Here is a 17,568-nt window from a genome sequence, read left to right as displayed (position 1 = left end):
GTGTGTTAAAACAACAGCTTGTCGTACGGATAACGCTGGGTATGTAAGTCCAGCACCATATCGTACATCAACTGTTTAAATTCTTCTAAATTCTCTTTGTGCAGGGCCGAAATAAACAGCGCCGGTGCATTGTGCTGCGCCATCCAGCTGTTCTTGAACTCCGCAAGGGTAAGCGTAACTTTCTCCTCTTCATGATGATCCTCTGCTGCTTCAGGACTCACATAAGCATCAATCTTATTGAATACCATGATGGTCGGCTTATCTCTTGCGCCAAGGTCTTTAAGGGTCTCATTAACCACATTGATCTGATCCTCGAAGTTCTGATGTGATACATCGACCACATGAATCAGAATATCCGCTTCACGCACCTCGTCCAGTGTGGATTTGAAACATTCCACCAGGTGGTGCGGTAACTTGCGGATAAATCCAACGGTGTCGGACAGCAGGAATGGTAGATTTTCGATCACCACTTTTCTCACAGTCGTATCCAGCGTTGCGAACAACTTGTTCTCTGCAAATACCTCTGATTTGGCCAGCATGTTCATGATGGTGGATTTACCTACGTTGGTGTAACCAACGAGTGCCACGCGAATCAGCTGTACACGGTTTTTACGCTGTATTTCGTTCTGCCTGTCGATATGCTTCAGCCTGTCTTTAAGCAGGGAGATCTTGTCCAGAATCATCCTTCTATCACTCTCGATCTGGGTTTCACCCGGACCGCGCATACCGATACCACCCTTTTGACGTTCAAGGTGGGTCCATAGGCGGGTTAATCGTGGTAAAAGGTATTGCAGCTGTGCTAATTCTACCTGTGTTTTCGCCTGTGCAGTTTGCGCACGACCGGCGAAGATATCAAGTATTAAATTACTGCGATCGAGTATCTTTACTTGAAGTTCACGTTCTATATTCCGCAGTTGTGAAGGCGATAGTTCGTCATCAAAAACGACCATATCGATCTCTTCAGCTTGCACATATCCTTTGATTTCTTCCAGCTTTCCCGTACCAACAAAGGTTGCGCGATCGGGCTTAAGCATTTTCTGAGTGAATACCGTATCCACTGCGCCACCTGCAGTATCTACAAGAAAGGCCAGCTCATCGAGGTATTCCTTAGTTTCTTCAGGCTTTTCGCCTGGTCTGATGACTCCCACAAGAACAGCGCGTTCCTGTTTGAGTGCTGTGTCATAAAACTTTTGTTTTCCCATTGTGAACCGTAAAGGTACAAAAGTTATACCGATCTCAATTCACTGACAAAGCGCTGCATGGCCGCTGCTGGATCGTCTGTTTTCATGAAGTTCTCGCCAATCAAAAAGCCGTTGAAACCAGCTTGCTTCAGTTCGGTTATGATCGCCGGATCACTGATTGCACTTTCGGAGATTTTCATCACAGCATCCGGAATCAGATTGACCAGGTCAAAGGAGTTCTGAATGTTGACGGTGAAGTCGGCCAGGTTCCGGTTGTTTACCCCAATGGCATCGATGTTTCCGGTGATGCTGCGCTCCAGTTCTTCCCGGTTGTGCACTTCAAGCAACACATTCAAGCCCAGATTCTTCGCTTGTTGGGCGAAGCTGCTGATCTGTTCCGGCGTTAAGATCGCGGCAATCAGCAGGATGATGTCTGCGCCCATCGATTTAGATTCTATGATCTGGTATTCATCAATGATGAAGTCTTTCCTAAGCACTGGAATCTCGTTGTTTGCTCTTGCGACCGCGAGATCTGCATAGCTGCCGCCGAAGAAGTCCTGATCTGTAAGCACCGAAAGTGCGGATGCGCCTGCAGCAGCATAACCTTTCGTAACGGTTGCTACGGAAGCCTGTCCATTAATGACGCCCTTGGATGGGGAACTGCGTTTAAACTCGGCGATGATGCCTGTACGTTCCGGGTGTAACAGGGACGCCGCAAAGGAATATGGGGTTCTGCTGAAGTAACCGGAGGCCTCCAGCGTGTTTATGGCTGTGGTGCTTTTAGCCTGGGCGACTTCCTCTTTTTTGCGAAGTACGATTTTATCTAATATGTTCATCTTAAGCTTCTAACCAGTTAATCATCATTTGTTTACCATGTTCCGTTAATACGCTTTCCGGGTGGAACTGTACCCCTCTTACATCGAAATCCTTGTGGCGGAGTGCCATGATCTGGTCGTTGGCATCCTTTGCGGTCACAGTAAGGCATTCGGGTAAGCCCTCATTGCTGACCACCCAGGAGTGGTAGCGGCCCACTTTGAAGTTCTCCGGCAGGTCTTTGAAGGTAAGCTCGGCTTTATCCTGCACATCAATGGCGGTGGCAATACCGTGCATGGGGCGGCCAAGGTTAAGCAGCGTGCCGCCGAAAGCTTCTGCAATGGCCTGCTGGCCAAGGCATACACCAAAGATACTTTTTGTTGGCGCGTAGGTCCGGATCACTTCCAGCAGTAAGCCTGCTTCTTCGGGAATGCCTGGTCCTGGCGACAAAAGGATCTTATCAAAGCTATCCACGTCTTCTATATTAAATTTATCATTTCTCCATACTTCCGCCTCATGGCCAGCCTCATTGATGAGGTGCACCAGGTTGTAGGTGAAGGAATCGTAATTATCTATAATCAGTACTTTCTTTTTCATGAGTATATTTTCTGTTTTTTAACGCTGCTGAAACGATTAGGCGCATTATGCATTGCTGCTTTTTCGCTTATTGCTTCCATGATTGGTATGTTAAATCTCGTTAGCCAGCTCCATGGCTTTACGTAGCGCGGCAATTTTGTTGTTTACCTCGTTAAGCTCATTTACCGGTACGGAATCGGCCACAATGCCGGCGCCTGCACGATAATGTAAGTGGTTGTTTTTGCTCATGAAGGTCCGGATCATGATGGCATGGTTGAACTCTTCATTAAAGCCCATGTAACCAATGGCACCGCCGTAGAAGTTCCTGGCAAGTCCTTCGTTCTCATCCAGCAGTTCGAGCGCGCGGTATTTTGGTGCGCCACTCAGCGTGCCCGCCGGGAAGGTATCTGCGACGACCTTAATGGCCGTAGCGTCTTTCTGCAGGTTGCCGCTTACTTTAGACACCAGGTGGATCAGGTGTGAGTAGTACTGGATTTCTTTGAAAGATTTCACCTCCACATTGTTGCAGTGCCTGCTGAGGTCGTTACGGGCGAGATCAACCAGCATTACGTGCTCGGCACTTTCTTTCGGGTCTTCCTCCAGCTGTTTGGCCAGCACGGCATCCTCTTCATCGTTTCCGGTCCGTCTGAACGTCCCCGCAATCGGGAAGATGTTCGCCGTATTGTTTTTGATGGTGATCTGTGCTTCCGGTGAGGAGCCAAAAAGCTTAAAGCTGCCGTAGTCGAAGTAAAACAGGTATGGGGAAGGATTGATGGAACGCAGGCAACGGTAAACGTTGAACTCATCACCGGTGAAACCTTGCTTGTAAGCTCTGGAAGGAACGATCTGGAACACGTCGCCCCTCAGGATATGGGTTTTTAGTTTTTCAACGATGGCAATGAACTCCTCATCTTTCAGGTTAGAAGTTTCTTCCCCCTGGGTGCTGAATTTATATTCCGGGAAGTTCTTGTTCTGAATGAGGTAAGCGATTCTGTCGAGTCCGGCAGCTTCTTCACCCTGAAAGGTGTTTTCAAACAAGGTCACCTGGTTGCGGAAGTGATCGACTGCGATGATGTAGCGGTAGATGTGGTACTGCATTTCAGGGATGCCTTCACCTTCCGGGGTCTGCGCTTTAAAGGTGATGTCTTCGAAGTACGGGATGGCCTTCCAGGTGAAATAACCGAACATACCGTTGGATACATATCGTTTGTCGGGCAGCTCGTCGGTCTGGAAAGCGGCTTTAAAGGCCTCGATCTCTGCCGGCAGGTCGAACTCGGTCTTGGTTTCACTTGTTCCATCCGGGAAGTACTTGCGCAGGATCTGATCCATAACGGTAATGCCGGCCACGGGATCCGCGCAGACATAACTCACCGCATTTTCACGGCTGTGGTAGTCGGAGCTTTCCAGTAGGATGGCATTCGGGAATACGTCCCTTAACCGGAGATAGATGCTCACTGGCGTTGCTGTATCGGCCAGCTTCTTTAGAAAGGATGTTTTGATGTCGAACGTTTTCATCTATTTAATTTGGTTTCGATGCGGAAGTGTTGATGATCCTGAACTGGCGAGGGGCCTTTTCAAAGGGTCATACCTTCAGCGGTTTAGTATTTTTGTTTAGGTGATTGATGGTGATGTTTAGCAGCTGATGATGAATGTAGCATTGTTTTGGGAATGGTCTTAAATGCAAAAAACCCGGTCGTAATATACGCCGGGTTTATGTGTTATTCGTTTTAGAGTAAAAAACTAAATATTGCACAAAGCTTCGACGATATTCTTTTCAGAATAACCACGCCACTGCCAGCTTTGAACATTGTATTTCATCTATTTTTCGATTTATTTCAGGGGAAGGTTGCGGATTATTGCGCTTCCTTCTTCTGCAAAATTATAAATTAAACTTTAAAACTGCTGTGCTCTATGGTTTTTTATGAAATTCCAAACAGTGTTCTTGAAGCATCTGCCTTCACCATTAGGAAAATGGCTACGGTAATGATCAATAAAGCGATTCCGAAGAACATAAAGATGCTTTTGTGTTTCGCAACGCCGTCAATGGCTTTCTTGGATTTCGCATTTCCAACGGTGATCAGGATTACGGCAATGGCCATCATGGCAATGTGCTCCATTTTCCAGTAACGGTTAGATGCTACGGAACTGTCCAATTTGTACCAGTCGTTCATGAAGTAAAGCAACAGCCCCATAAGCAGTTGAATGTGTGAACTGATCAGTGCAAATACGGCAAGTTTTCTGTTGCCTTCTGTGAATGCTTTTTTACCGGTAAAACCTGATAATGCGGTGATGAACGCGGCTAACAATAACAAGATAACAACGTATCTCCAGCCTGAATGGGCACTCCTTAAAATTTCATACATACGGATAGGATTATTTTGTTTCAAACATAATTAAAAGCAGCATACAAAGAGAATGCCTGTTTGAAATATTTGAAGGGGGATTTTTAGGGTAGAGCATTGCCGGAGGAGGTTTGGAGGAGGGATAGTGGGGTTGATAATTTTAGGAACGCACACTGCTGAGCTTGGATGATTATAAGAACAGATACCGCAGGGCCTGGATAATTACAAGAACACATACTGCAGGGCTTGGAGGATAATAAGAACAGATACACTCCACAGATTAATTGATTATTATTTACGGGATTTATTTTCGGGGTAATCGTTCTACGATTGAAACACTTGGAAACGAGTGTTGGGTCGACCGTGTTCAGGTTCAATGGCAATGACAAAGTAGAGGCATCGGCTACTTGTTGAAGCGTTTTCCTGCTGAGGAATTGCAAGATTGTACCGTTTGTGAGTGTATCTGTGCGCTGCATTGCTTTATTATACATGTAGACAATGTCTGTGCAGCTTTAAATGACACATAAGTATGTGATATGATTAAAATTCCTGTTGATTTATGGAGGTTTTCCGGCGTGGAAGGCCTTAAGATGATGTTTTTGAAGCAAATGCATGAGATCGCTACACCTGGTTTGACAACATGTCGAAAAATTCTTCAGAAATGAGGGGTAAAAAACGTGTTATATTAAGATTTAATGGTTTATAAATGATAGTTTTAGGGAAACTATATTCACATGAAGAAAATTCTACTTACGTTGACGTTGGTATTTTCTGCTTCAATGTTATTTGCACAGCAAAGTTACCCGGTAAACGGGACTTTCGACAACCGCCCCGGGTTGTTTGCTTTCACAAATGCCAACATTGTTGTTAGTGCCAATAAAACCATCAGCAATGGAACGTTGCTGGTAAAAGGTCAAACCATCGAGGCTGTCGGCACAGGAACCACAGTTCCGAAAGGCTACGTGGTGATTGACCTGAAGGGGAAATACATTTACCCTTCCTTAATTGATGCTTTCAGTAGCTATGGCGTTACTGAACCTGCAAGGCCAACCGGCGGCTTTGGTGGCCGGCAATCGATCTTTGTATCCACCAAAAAGGGTGCATACAACTGGAATGAGGCCATCCGCCCGGAAACAGAAGTGCGTGCCATCTTTGGCAATGACGACAAAAAAGCCGAGGAACTTAGAAAGATTGGTTTCGGAAGTGTCAATGTGGTAAACCGCGACGGTATTGTGCGGGGAACCTCTGCGGCAGTGACTTTAAGCAATGAGCGCGAAAACCAGAACATCATCAAAGGGGAAACGGCTGCGAACTTCTCTTTTAACAAGGGTACTTCCAAGAATGATTACCCAACATCCCTAATGGGCTCGATTGCTTTGCTGCGCCAGACCTATTACGATGGGGAATGGTACGGCAAGCAACAACAGGAATACAACATCTCGCTGGACGCGTTTAACAGGCAGCAAACTTTACCGCAGATTTTTGAGGTAGATGGCTGGCAGAACATCCTGCGTGCAGATAAAATTGGTAAAACGTTCGGTAAACAGTACATCTTCAAATCTTCAGGAGATGAATACCAACGCATCCCGGCAATTAAAGCGACCGGCGCAAGCCTGATTATTCCAATTGCATTCACCAAGGCTTTCGAGGTGGAAGATCCTGCGGAAGCCAGAAACATCACTTTGACCCAGATGAAAGACTGGGAACTGTCGCCCACAAATCCAGCTGCGCTGGAAAAAGCAGGGATCCGATTTGCAATAACAACAACGGGATTGGAACAGGTTCGTGACTTCTGGACAAACCTGAGAACGGCAATAGAAAACGGACTTTCGGAAAAGCAGGCCCTACTTTCCACTACGGAAATCCCGGCGACCATGCTTGGCATTTCAGATAAGGTCGGCACCTTAGATAAAGGTAAACTTGCGAATTTCCTGATTACATCAGATAAGCTTTTCAACAGCAGCAACATCGTGTTTGAAAACTGGGTTCAGGGCAAACGTTTCGTGGTTAACCGCATCAATACAACGGATCTGCGCGGAACATACAGCCTGAACATCGACGGACAATCGCCTTTGGTACTTAAGATTGCAGGTACCGGCAGCGGCAATAGTGCGACGATACAACGTTCGGCGACCGACAGTACAAAAATTAACTCCAGCTTTAACCGCAATGGCGACTGGGTAAGCATGAGCTTCAGCTTGAAGAACCCCGCTTCGGAAGTACGTTTAAGTGGTTATGTAACCAACGAAAACCCTTTGACCTTCAAGGGAGAGTCTGTGGTTTCAAACGGCAAAAGCGGCCGCTGGACGGCAACTTTCACCGCGGCAAATAAGGAAGAGCCTAAAAAGGAGAGCCCTAAACAGCTTGCTGAAAATGGCACCCTAATCTATCCATTCACCAGCTTCGGACTGGCAACTGCACCTGTACAGGAGTCTGTGTTGCTTAGAAATGCTACGGTATGGACCAATGAGAAAGATGGTATCCTGCAGAATGCAGATGTACTGCTTGAAAATGGAAAGATTAAAGCCGTAGGGAAAGGTCTTGCAGCTGGTTCTGCGAAAGTTATTGACGCCACTGGTAAACACATCACCCCTGGTATTATCGACGAGCACTCACACATTGCCATCACTGGTGGCGTAAACGAAGGTGCACAGTCCAACTCCGCGGAAGTGCGCGTTGCAGATGTCGTGAACCCGGAAGATGTAAACATTTATCGTCAACTGGCGGGTGGGGTTACAACTTCTCACCTGCTGCATGGTTCGGCTAATCCGATCGGTGGACAGAGTCAGCTGATCAAGCTTCGCTGGGGTAAAAACGCCGAGGAGCTGAAGTTTGCCGGCAGCGATGGCTTCATCAAATTTGCCTTGGGAGAGAATGTGAAGCAAAGTAATTTTGGTTCAGGCATGCGCTTCCCGGTAACCCGCATGGGCGTGGAGCAGGTGTTTGTTGACGATTTTACCCGTGCGAAGGAGTACAAAAAAGCGCTGGCAGCAAAAGGGAGCAATACCCGCCGCGACCTTGAACTGGATGCCCTGGTGGAAATTTTGGACAACCAACGTTTCATTACCTGCCACTCTTATGTGCAGTCGGAAATTAACATGCTGATCCATGTTGCGGATAGCTTAGGCTTTAAGATCAACACGTTTACGCACATTCTGGAAGGCTATAAAGTGGCCGACAAGATGAAGGCGCACGGTATTGCGGCTTCTACCTTCTCGGATTGGTGGGCTTACAAAATGGAAGTTGCGGAAGCGATTCCTTATAACGGCGCGATCATGCACAATGTGGGCATTACCACCGCTTTCAATTCCGATGATGCGGAAATGGCAAGACGCCTGAACCAGGAAGCTGGTAAGGCGGTGCTTTATGGTGGCCTGCCGGAGGAAGAAGCTTTGAAACTGGTGACTCTGAACCCTGCACGTATGCTGCACATCGACAGCAAAGTGGGTAGCTTGAAGCCAGGCAAGGATGCTGACGTTGTGGTTTGGTCTGCAAATCCATTGTCCATCTACGCCAAAGCGGAAAGAACCTTCGTTGACGGCGTTGCGTACTGGGATATGGAGCGTGACGAGAAAGTCCGAGCTGACCAGCAAACGGAGAAAGCGAGAATCATCAAGAAAATGTTAGACAGCAAAAACAAGGGCGGCAGAACGCAAAGACCTGCAGCACCAGCACAGCGCATTTACAACTGCGAAACCATGGAAGAATATGCTGCAGAATACAATACTTTAGAAAGGAGCCATTCACATGAATAAATATATTATCGCCGCAGCATTAAGTCTGCTTAGTGTCTCGACTTTTGTGAGCACGACAAGCTATGCGCAGGCAAACATCTCCCCTGCGGCAAAACAAAGTCAGGCCATCGCCATCACTGGCGCCACCATTCATATCGGCAATGGTACCGTAATTGAAAACGGTACGCTGGTGTTCGATAAGGGAAAGATTGTATCGGTATCGGCCGGCGGCGGGGCACAATCCGGTGCCACGGAGATTAAAGCAAATGGCAAGCACATTTACCCGGGCTTCATTGCGCCAATTACGAACCTGGGATTAACAGAGTTTGAATCCGTTAAAGCGACGCTTGATTTTAATGAGATTGGGAATATGAACCCGCATATCCGTTCGTTGGTGGCTTACAACACCGACTCGAAGGTACCCGCAACATTGCGTTCAAACGGCGTGCTGATGGCGCAGATTACGCCGCAGGGCGGCACCATCGCCGGAAGTTCTTCTGTGGTGCAGCTGGATGCCTGGAACTGGGAAGACGCGGCATTGCGTGCAGATGACGCCATGCACATAAATTGGCCTGCAATTCCGCGCTCGCGCTTTGGCCGTTCGACCATGTCGGAAGAAGCCATGCGTGAAAGACGTGACGCGGCATTGAGCGAGTTGGAAGCTTTCTTCGCGGAATCGAAAGCCTATGCTGAAGGAAAGCCATCAGTGACCAACCCACGACTGGCAGCGATGAAGCACGTGTTTGACGGCACAGAAAAGCTGTTCATCACGGCAGACAACCAGAAAGACATCGTGGCTGCGGTAAACTTCGCGAAGAAGCACAAGATCACGCCGGTACTTGTCGGCGGCGATGAAGCGCACCTGATCACGGACTTTCTGAAGGAAAACAACATCACCGTAGTGGTTAAACAGCCGCATGCGCTGCCAAACTCGGTGGACGATGATGTGAATATGCCTTACAAGAATGCTGCAGTGCTGGCAAATGCCGGTGTGCCGATTGTGATTAGCATTGATGGTTACTGGCAACAGCGGAACCTGCCTTTTATGGCTGGAACAGTAGCGGCATGGGGTCTTGACAAGGAGAAAGCACTGCAGGCCATCACGCTGAACACCGCAAGGGCGCTGGGCATTGATAAAACCGCCGGTAGCCTGGAAGTTGGGAAAGATGCAACACTGTTCATTTCCACAGGTGATGCGCTGGATATGAAGACCATCAATGTGGAGCAGGCATTTATCCAAGGCAGAAACATCTCGCTTGATAACCTGCACAAACAATTAAACAAGAAGTTCAGTGAGAAATACGGCTTAAAAGTAAATTAGGCCGGCTGTAAAATAAAAGAGCGACCCGGAATGGGTCGCTCTTTTTGGTTAACTAATATTCATAAAAAACAGCTGTTGGGGAAGGAGTCGAACCTTCAAGGAGTAGTTAGCCCTTACGGGTTTTCCGATTCTCCACCACCGAGACAAGGAGGTGTGTTTGCCAGTTCCACCACCCAACAGGATAAGAGCAAGTTTTCAAAAGAACGATCATTTTTTCCGTCTTGCTTGATACAAATGTAACAACACTTCCATTACGTTGCAAATATTATAATGATTTATTTTTATTATTACGATATTAATAATTACATTAGCATTAAGCAATTAATCTCTTAAACGATGCTAAAAAAAGAAAGCCAAAATTTAGAAATTGATAATCTGGATATCGAGATCCTGAAACAGCTGATGCAGGATGCCACCAAGCCTTACACGGAAATCGCTAAAGACCTGATCGTTTCGGGTGGAACGATACACGTTAGAATGAAGAAACTTCAGGAAATGGGGATCATTAGGGGCTCACACCTGATCATTGACCCGCAGAAAGCAGGATATGACATCTGTGCCTTCCTGGGCATCTACCTTGAAAAAGGTATTCAGTATAAAGATGCGGTAAACCAGCTGAGCAAGATTAAGGAAGTAGTGGAATTACATTACACCACAGGTGCCTACAGCATGTTCGCAAAGATCATTTGCCGGGATACTTCCCACCTCAGACATGTTTTGAATGAAGAGATTCAGGCTGTTGAAGGGATTCAACGTACTGAAACGCTCATATCGCTGGAGGAAAGTATCCGTAGACAAATAGAACTGGGGTAATTATTTCTTAAAGAGGTCTTTCAAAGCCGCTAATTTCATCTGTAAATCGCCGTCTGCGGTTTTTGCTTTGGCTGCCGCAGCTTTCGCAGGTAATGCTTTCGCGTTGACTTTCCCTTGGGGCTTCGCGCTTGCAGTTCTTGATGATGGCTGCTGCGAGCCGCCCTTGGCCTGCGTACTTCTATGTTCCGAAGCGGTGTGGCTTTTAGTGCTTTGTGCTGCTGCGCCCTGAGTCTTCGACCCCTTGCTTTTCGCAGCACCTGCCTGGCCAGTGCGCATGGACAGGGAGATGCGCTTACGTGCTTCATCCACTTCCGTAACGGTGACTTCAACGCGCTGACTCACCTTCACCACATCATTCGGGTTTGCGACAAAGCGGTCTGCAAGCTGACTGGTGTGCACCAAACCATCCTGATGTACACCGATGTCGACGAAAACACCGAAGTTGGTGATGTTGGTGACGATACCCGGTAGCTTCATACCGACCTTCAGGTCCTTGATCTCGTTTACGCCTTCCGTAAATGCGAAGGCTTCAAACTGCTCCCGTGGGTCGCGGCCTGGCTTGGCAAGCTCCTTTAGAATATCGTTTAGCGTAGGCAAGCCGATCTCGTCGCTTACATACTGCTGTGGTTTGATCTGCTGTTGTAGTTCTGGATCTTTCATCAGCTGACTGACGGTGCAGTTCAGGTCTCTGGCCATCTTGTTCACCAGTTGATAGCGCTCCGGGTGTACCCCACTGGCATCAAGTGCATGTTCCGCATTGCGGATCCTTAAAAAGCCTGCGGCTTGTTCAAAGGCTTTATCGCCCAGACGGGGAACTTTCTTCAGGCTCTCGCGGTTCTTGAACGCACCATGCTCGTTCCGGTAGGACACGATGTTCTGCGCAAGCTGCGGACCCAGTCCAGACACGTAAGCCAGCACCTGCTTTGACGCAGTGTTCAGCTCTACGCCTACGGCGTTTACACAGCTCATCACGGTATCATCCAGCGACTGCTGCAGCTTCTGCTGGTCCACATCGTGCTGGTACTGCCCCACCCCGATGGACTTCGGGTCGATCTTCACCAGCTCTGCCAATGGGTCCATCAAGCGGCGGCCGATAGACACTGCCCCACGCACGGTAATGTCCTGCGTAGGGAACTCTTCCCTGGCCACATCTGAAGCGGAGTAAATGGAGGCTCCGTTCTCATTGACCATTACAACCACGACATTTTCTAAATGCAGGCCACGGACAAACGTTTCCGTTTCCCGGCCTGCGGTCCCATTGCCAATGGCGATGGCTTCAACGTTGTGCTTTGCACAAAGGTCCTTCAGCGCAGCAGCAGCTTTCGCGACGTTGCCCTGTCCCGTGTGCGGGTAGATGGTGGTGTTCTCCAGCAGCTTGCCTTGCTCATCCAGGCAAACCACCTTACAACCCGTTCTGAATCCTGGATCAATGGCCATGACACGCTTCTGCCCCATTGGTGCAGCAAGAAGTAGTTGCCTGGCGTTCTCCGCAAATACGCGGATGGCATCTTCATCGGCATGCTCCTTGGCAGCATTGCGGATTTCCGTTTCCATAGCAGGCCCCAGTAAGCGTTTGTAAGCATCTGCAATGGCAAGCTTTACCTGTGCCGCCGCAGCGCCCTTTCCCTTGATGAACTGACGCTCGAGAATGGTGATCGCACCATCTTCAGGTGGCATGATATCAAGCTTTAAGAAACCCTCTTGCGCCCCGCGGCGTATAGCCAGTACCCGGTGTGAAGGTGCCGATTTCAAAGGCTCCTCCCAGTTGAAGTAATCTTTATATTTATTACCCTCTTCTTCTTTGCCTTTCACCAGCGTAGACTTGAAGGTGGCTTTCTGTTTGAAGTATTCGCGCATGGTGGTTCTGGTTTCCACATGCTCATTGATGATCTCCGCGATGATGTCTCTTGCACCAGCTAATGCATCATCGGTGCTGCTTACACCCAGTTCCGCATTGATGAACTTCGTTGCTTCTGTATCCGGATTCACCTGCTGCTCCAAAAGGGCTAGTGCTAAAGGCTCCAGACCTTTCTTACGCGCTTCGGAAGCCCTGGTCTTGCGTTTAGGTTTGTAAGGCAGGTACAGATCTTCGATCTCGGTGATCGTAGCTGCCGCATTGATCTGCTGCTCCAGCTCCGGACTAAGTTTGTCCAGTGCCGTTAAGGCCTTCAGAATCGCTTCGCGTCGCTTATCCAGTTCCCGAAGCTGCTGGAACCTGTCGCGAATACCCGCAACCTGCACCTCATCCAGGCTCCCCGTCATCTCCTTACGGTAGCGGGAAATAAAGGGCACGGTTGCCCCCTCATCTAAAAGGGTGATGGTTGCATTAACCTGTTGCGGCTTTAGTCCAAGCTCCGCAGCAATGATGTTAGAATGTTGACTCATGTCGGAATGGTTAAAACAAAAAAATCCCGTAGCTCTTCGCCAACGGGATTCTTTATCTTAGTTTTTAAGAATATTATTTGTTTACGTACATAACTTCTTTAACCGCTTTGATTACGCGCTCTGCATTAGGCAAGCTTGCTGCGATTAAAGTAGGTGCATATGGAAGCGGTACGTCAGCGCAAGTGATACGCAATACCGGAGCATCCAGGTGATCGAAAGCATTTTTCTGAACATTGAACGCAATCTCAGATGAGATAGATGCCAATGGCCATGCTTCTTCAACGATAACCAATCTATTGGTTTTCTTAACAGACTCAATGATGGTTGCATAGTCAATCGGACGAACGGTACGTAAGTCGATCACCTCTACATTGATACCCTCTTTGGTCAATTCTTCAACTGCTGGATTAACAACACGGGTTAGCATTTTACCGAAAGTAACGATGGTTACATCAGTACCTTGTTTTACCACGTTTGCTTTACCGATCTCAATGTAGTAATCCTCTTCTGGAACTTCACCTTTATCACCGTACATCACCTCAGATTCCATGAAAATCACTGGATCCGGATCAAGGATAGATTGTTTTAACAATCCTTTGGCTTCATATGGCGTAGATGGAACAACAACCTTTAGTCCAGGTGTATTCGCATACCAGTTTTCAAAATTTTGGGAGTGCTGTGCACCTAACTGACCCGCGTTACCTGTTGGTCCACGGAAAACAATAGGGATGGAGAACTGACCACCACTCATAGAAAGCATCTTTGCAGCACTGTTGATGATCTGATCGATCGCTACAAGAGAAAAGTTGAAGGTCATAAACTCAATAACCGGAATCAATCCATTCATTGCAGCACCAATGCCAATACCGGTAAAACCTAGCTCAGCGATTGGGGTGTCAATAACACGTTTATCACCAAACTCATCAAGCATACCTTGACTAACTTTATAAGCACCGTTATATTGCGCAACCTCTTCTCCCATAAGGAAAATGTTTTCGTTCTTACGCATCTCTTCGCTTAAGGCTTCACGCAAGGCTTCTCTAAACTGAATTTCTCTCATTGTTTATTCAAGTATTAACTGGCGCAAATATAACTATTGTAACCTAATTAAAAAGTAGTGTTTTAATTACAATTACAGGGTGTTATCCTGTCCAAAGTGTATAATGTTACCATTATTATCCAAAATGGAGAACTGTCGCATGCCCCATGGCATATCCGCCAATCGTCCGTTGGGGTGCACAACCCCAGCCGCATCGTAGGCCGAATAGAGTTCATCTACTTCCGTTACGCGGACATAACATCCCGTTGCTTTCGGGATTTCAGGGTCATCTGTCGCCCATAAATGGATGGAAATCTCATCTTTTGAGAAGATGAGGTACCCGTCCCATTGAGAGTTCAGCTTGAAACCTAACTTACTGGTGTAGAACTCGATGGTTTGCTGCGCATCCAAGGATGCAAGGATTGGTATAGCGGTCTTTAACATGACTGTACTTTTACATACCACAAAGGGTGGTATAAGGTGAATATGTGAAACTTTCTTCGTTTGTAGTAGGGGTAAATGGAATATCCGCATTGAAGAGCTCGCCAAGTTTTTCCTGTAGAAGCAAAATAAACTGCGCTTTAATCGCCTCCAGGCGCTCACCCTCCAGGGGCATCTTCGCTTTACCCTCCATGAACAATGCACCTTCCGTGCGTAAATTCCGGATGCTGTATAGGTGAGGCGCAACATTGGCGTGTTGATTTGCCTGCTCAAAAACATGGGTATAAAACAGCGTTTGTATCAGAGCTTTATTCTGCTTTTTACCGTTCGTCTCAAAGACCTCTTCGAGGGAATTGAACCGCAGATCGTCACTGCCGGTCTTGTAATCCACAATTCGGATGATGCCATTTTTCTCATCTATACGGTCGATAATACCATGCAACTTAATGGTTTGCTCCACGCCTTTAACCTTGAATTTGAAGCTAATCTCATCCTTTTTTTCCAGTCCCAACAGGCGGAAAGGCGCATGCGCTTCATCCTGGTCCAGCACAATATTCGCGTAAGCCGCAACAATGGCCAACACGACCTTCTGCATCCCATTATGCTCCACCGGATGCTTGTCATCATTGAAAACGATCTTAGCATAAGCCCTTTCACATAAGCTGTCCAGCTCCTGCCTTTTTGCCTTAATCCGCTCCTGCGTCATCATGGCATCTGTTTTCTGCAGATCGCGATAGAACGTCTCCAGCACCCAGTGCAGCATCAGACCAACCACATTGGCTTCCACGTTTTCCACCACGTCCTTAGGCTCTTCAATCTTCGCTACATAGCGGTAAAAGAACTGCAGCGGGCAGGTCACATAAGTGGTCAGCGCACTGGCCGAAAGCCTGTTTTCACCCGTAAGATACTTGTCCAGCAATCCCATAACCTGCGCATCTTTCTCGATCACTACAGGCACACGGCCATCGGTAGTCACTTCCTGCTGGTGCACGAAGTAGTTAAACTGGTACCCACTCTCATATTCCAGCTGGCGCAAAAACCTGCTCGGCTCACCGGTGTTACTTTCATCCGTTTGCACGTTGTACACCAGGCTAATCTGCTCAGCCCTTTGCAGCAGGCGGTAAAACATATATGCAGAAATTGCATCCAGGTTTTCAATCACCGGCAAGCCATGCGCACGGCGGATGCTGTCCGGAATAAAGCTCGTTGCAATGCTGGTCTGCGGCAGTATCCCTTCATTTACGCCCAGCACATAAATGTGCTCAAAGTCGAGGTTCCTGCTTTCCAGCAAGCCCATCACCTGTATGCCTTCCAACGGTTCTCCACTTAATGGAACCGAAATCCCCTGCACCGCCTTTTGAATCAGCGAAAGCACAAATTGCAACGAAAAGCCATCTCTGGAGAGCTGCAGGTGTTCCGTCAGCGTATCATGTAGCCTATTCAACTCCTTCAGTGTTGCAATAAAGAGGTCTGCTTCCGTCTGCTTCAGCGTCTTTTGTGCAAGCTGCAGCTCCAAAATATATTTTATCACGGCCTGAAAAGCCAGCGTTGCATCTTCCACCCTTTTAACCGGACTGAAGAACAGTGCCAGCAAGCCTTTCTGTCCAATCAACCTGGAAACAGGGACTTCCACCAGTTGCTCCAGAATCAGCTTATCCATGATCTTATTCCGGCTACGCTCCGAAGCGCCTGTCAGCGGATGTGAAAGAAAAGCCTCCACCTCCTTGAAGTTCACCGTATCCTTTTTTCCCTCAATCATCTGGGCCTGCACACAAAGCCATAGATCCGCCAGCCCGTACACGGACGAAGCGGCAAGCGGATAACCCATGGTTACGTTCAGGTCCACCTTATGACTCTTCTGCCCATCGTGGTACTGCGTTGGGATGGTCTGCAGTACCGGCAGCAGCAGCGTTTCATCGGCAAGAATCAGCGCAACCCGACCGGCATGTTGTGCATCCTGCAGCAAAGGATAATCCTGCTGCAAGGCCTCATGAAGCACCTTAGCCTCCGCAGCATGACCTTGCGTCTGGTAAACATTTACCGATTTATGCGTCGCCTTTAAAAATGAGCGCTCCTGCGTGAAAGCGTTCAGCAAGCCATTACGCTCCAGATTCTTTCTCAGGAACAAGCCCGCTTCCTGCGACTTGTCCTTCATATAATAGGTATCGGTATCAAAGTAAAAGACCGCTTTCCCCTGGGCCTGTAATTTTCTGAACACCACGGTTTCCGCCTGACTCAAAGCATTAAAACCCACAAACACCAGTTTACCAGCACCGAATGCATCTGTAAAATCAGGCTTAGCAGCGCGGTCTTCTGCCAACTGGCGATAGACCTGTCCAATGGTGATCATGCCTTTTTCCCGCAGTTCTGCGTGGAAGCTTTCGTACAATGCAGGCATCCTGCGCCACATGCGGATAAACTGCTCCTGCTGCTTCTTCTGCTTACCTTCACTATAAGAACTCCAGAAACTCCTCAGAAATTCCTGCTGCTCTATGGTCAGGTATTCAAACTGCAGGTCGATCTCCGCAATATCTTCCAGTTCCTGAAATAACTTCACTGCATCCACCAGGTCGTTATCAATCTGCGCGAAATCACTTAGAATGATACGTGCAATCGGGTAAAACTTGGCCGGTTCCATGGGGTGCCCCCCTTCTGCAATCACGAGTTTGTTGTAAACTTTAAACAACGTAAAAAACTGCGTGAAGGCATCCGCTAGGTTTAAGCCTGCAGACAATGCGAAAAACTCCTGTATGGTATAGAAAGAAGGGCTCCAGAACGGCTTCTGAATGATGTCTGCCAGGTGTTTCTGCAGGTAGGCAACCGGACGTTTATTGTTAAAGACGATTGCCGAATGCTGCAGTTGATCACCCAGTTCCGATATCAGATGTTCCGCTACTTCTCTTAAAAATGCTTTCATTGTATA

The 17,568-nt window shown here is 47.8% G+C and carries 12 protein-coding genes and 1 tRNA gene; 3 read left to right on the top strand and 10 right to left on the bottom strand.

Annotation, left to right across the window (positions count from 1 at the left end; translation table 11 throughout):
• Positions 1–5 precede the first annotated feature (5 nt).
• The 5 genes from hflX to IEW69_RS04335 all read right to left on the bottom strand — a co-directional run bounded on the left by hflX (position 6) and on the right by IEW69_RS04335 (position 4,933).
• Positions 6–1,202 (bottom strand): GTPase HflX, encoded by a 1,197-nt coding sequence (hflX, locus tag IEW69_RS04355; protein WP_188625600.1) that lies wholly within the window; start codon positions 1,200–1,202, stop codon positions 6–8.
• Between the two features lie 23 nt (positions 1,203–1,225).
• On the bottom strand, positions 1,226–2,017 hold the full coding sequence (gene trpC, locus IEW69_RS04350; protein WP_188625599.1) for an indole-3-glycerol phosphate synthase TrpC: 792 nt from the start codon (positions 2,015–2,017) through the stop codon (positions 1,226–1,228).
• A 1-nt stretch (position 2,018) separates the two neighbouring features.
• The gene (locus IEW69_RS04345; RefSeq protein ID WP_188625598.1) at positions 2,019–2,591 is read right to left on the bottom strand and encodes an anthranilate synthase component II; all 573 of its coding nucleotides are present in this window, start codon (positions 2,589–2,591) and stop codon (positions 2,019–2,021) included.
• Between the two features lie 90 nt (positions 2,592–2,681).
• The gene (locus IEW69_RS04340; RefSeq protein ID WP_188625597.1) at positions 2,682–4,085 is read right to left on the bottom strand and encodes an anthranilate synthase component I family protein; all 1,404 of its coding nucleotides are present in this window, start codon (positions 4,083–4,085) and stop codon (positions 2,682–2,684) included.
• Positions 4,086–4,489: 404 nt separating this feature from the next.
• Positions 4,490–4,933 (bottom strand): cytochrome B, encoded by a 444-nt coding sequence (locus tag IEW69_RS04335; protein ID WP_188625596.1) that lies wholly within the window; start codon positions 4,931–4,933, stop codon positions 4,490–4,492.
• A gap of 713 nt (positions 4,934–5,646) precedes the next feature.
• On the opposite strand from IEW69_RS04335, the gene IEW69_RS04330 reads away from it, so the two are divergent.
• Together IEW69_RS04330 and IEW69_RS04325 are read left to right on the top strand one after the other, a co-directional pair.
• Positions 5,647–8,667, top strand: coding sequence for an amidohydrolase family protein (locus tag IEW69_RS04330; protein WP_188625595.1), 3,021 nt, complete (start codon positions 5,647–5,649; stop codon positions 8,665–8,667).
• A complete protein-coding gene (locus tag IEW69_RS04325; RefSeq protein ID WP_188625594.1) occupies positions 8,660–9,967 on the top strand; it encodes an amidohydrolase family protein in 1,308 nt (435 codons plus the stop codon). The genes IEW69_RS04330 and IEW69_RS04325 overlap by 8 nt, the downstream gene beginning before the upstream one ends.
• A gap of 72 nt (positions 9,968–10,039) precedes the next feature.
• On the opposite strand, the gene IEW69_RS04320 is transcribed toward IEW69_RS04325, so the two are convergent.
• A tRNA-Asp gene (locus IEW69_RS04320) sits at positions 10,040–10,146 on the bottom strand.
• A 157-nt stretch (positions 10,147–10,303) separates the two neighbouring features.
• Between IEW69_RS04320 and IEW69_RS04315 the strand changes: the two genes are divergently transcribed.
• Positions 10,304–10,780, top strand: coding sequence for an Lrp/AsnC ligand binding domain-containing protein (locus IEW69_RS04315; RefSeq protein WP_188625593.1), 477 nt, complete (start codon positions 10,304–10,306; stop codon positions 10,778–10,780).
• Here the strand turns inward: IEW69_RS04315 and IEW69_RS04310 are convergent, their stop codons facing one another.
• The 4 genes from IEW69_RS04310 to IEW69_RS04295 all read right to left on the bottom strand — a co-directional run bounded on the left by IEW69_RS04310 (position 10,781) and on the right by IEW69_RS04295 (position 17,562).
• On the bottom strand, positions 10,781–13,165 hold the full coding sequence (locus IEW69_RS04310; protein WP_188625592.1) for a Tex family protein: 2,385 nt from the start codon (positions 13,163–13,165) through the stop codon (positions 10,781–10,783).
• Positions 13,166–13,238: 73 nt separating this feature from the next.
• Complete coding sequence (locus IEW69_RS04305) at positions 13,239–14,225, bottom strand: pyruvate dehydrogenase complex E1 component subunit beta (RefSeq protein ID WP_188625591.1); 987 nt, start codon at positions 14,223–14,225, stop codon at positions 13,239–13,241.
• A 72-nt stretch (positions 14,226–14,297) separates the two neighbouring features.
• Positions 14,298–14,648, bottom strand: a complete 351-nt coding sequence (locus IEW69_RS04300) for a bleomycin resistance protein (RefSeq protein ID WP_188625590.1) — start codon at positions 14,646–14,648, stop codon at positions 14,298–14,300.
• Positions 14,649–14,658: 10 nt separating this feature from the next.
• Positions 14,659–17,562: a PD-(D/E)XK nuclease family protein gene (locus IEW69_RS04295; protein ID WP_188625589.1), complete on the bottom strand. Its 2,904-nt coding sequence runs from the start codon at positions 17,560–17,562 to the stop codon at positions 14,659–14,661.
• Between the last annotated feature and the right edge of the window lie 6 nt (positions 17,563–17,568).

The sequence above is a fragment of the Pedobacter quisquiliarum genome (assembly GCF_014642175.1).
Taxonomy (GTDB): Bacteria; Bacteroidota; Bacteroidia; order Sphingobacteriales; family Sphingobacteriaceae; genus Pedobacter; species Pedobacter quisquiliarum.
This window is presented reverse-complemented; position numbering and strand designations above follow the sequence as displayed.

What these genes read in the sequence shown, in the direction of transcription:
- IEW69_RS04310 (WP_188625592.1), bottom strand. Translation starts at nt 13,165, where the DNA reads ATGAGTCAACATTCTAACATCATTGCTGCGGAGCTTGGACTAAAGCCG.
- IEW69_RS04345 (WP_188625598.1), bottom strand. Translation starts at nt 2,591, where the DNA reads ATGAAAAAGAAAGTACTGATTATAGATAATTACGATTCCTTCACCTAC.
- hflX (WP_188625600.1), bottom strand. Translation starts at nt 1,202, where the DNA reads ATGGGAAAACAAAAGTTTTATGACACAGCACTCAAACAGGAACGCGCT.
- IEW69_RS04305 (WP_188625591.1), bottom strand. Translation starts at nt 14,225, where the DNA reads ATGAGAGAAATTCAGTTTAGAGAAGCCTTGCGTGAAGCCTTAAGCGAA.
- trpC (WP_188625599.1), bottom strand. Translation starts at nt 2,017, where the DNA reads ATGAACATATTAGATAAAATCGTACTTCGCAAAAAAGAGGAAGTCGCC.
- IEW69_RS04330 (WP_188625595.1), top strand. Translation starts at nt 5,647, where the DNA reads ATGAAGAAAATTCTACTTACGTTGACGTTGGTATTTTCTGCTTCAATG.
- IEW69_RS04300 (WP_188625590.1), bottom strand. Translation starts at nt 14,648, where the DNA reads ATGTTAAAGACCGCTATACCAATCCTTGCATCCTTGGATGCGCAGCAA.
- IEW69_RS04340 (WP_188625597.1), bottom strand. Translation starts at nt 4,085, where the DNA reads ATGAAAACGTTCGACATCAAAACATCCTTTCTAAAGAAGCTGGCCGAT.
- IEW69_RS04335 (WP_188625596.1), bottom strand. Translation starts at nt 4,933, where the DNA reads ATGTATGAAATTTTAAGGAGTGCCCATTCAGGCTGGAGATACGTTGTT.
- IEW69_RS04325 (WP_188625594.1), top strand. Translation starts at nt 8,660, where the DNA reads ATGAATAAATATATTATCGCCGCAGCATTAAGTCTGCTTAGTGTCTCG.
- IEW69_RS04295 (WP_188625589.1), bottom strand. Translation starts at nt 17,562, where the DNA reads ATGAAAGCATTTTTAAGAGAAGTAGCGGAACATCTGATATCGGAACTG.
- IEW69_RS04315 (WP_188625593.1), top strand. Translation starts at nt 10,304, where the DNA reads ATGCTAAAAAAAGAAAGCCAAAATTTAGAAATTGATAATCTGGATATC.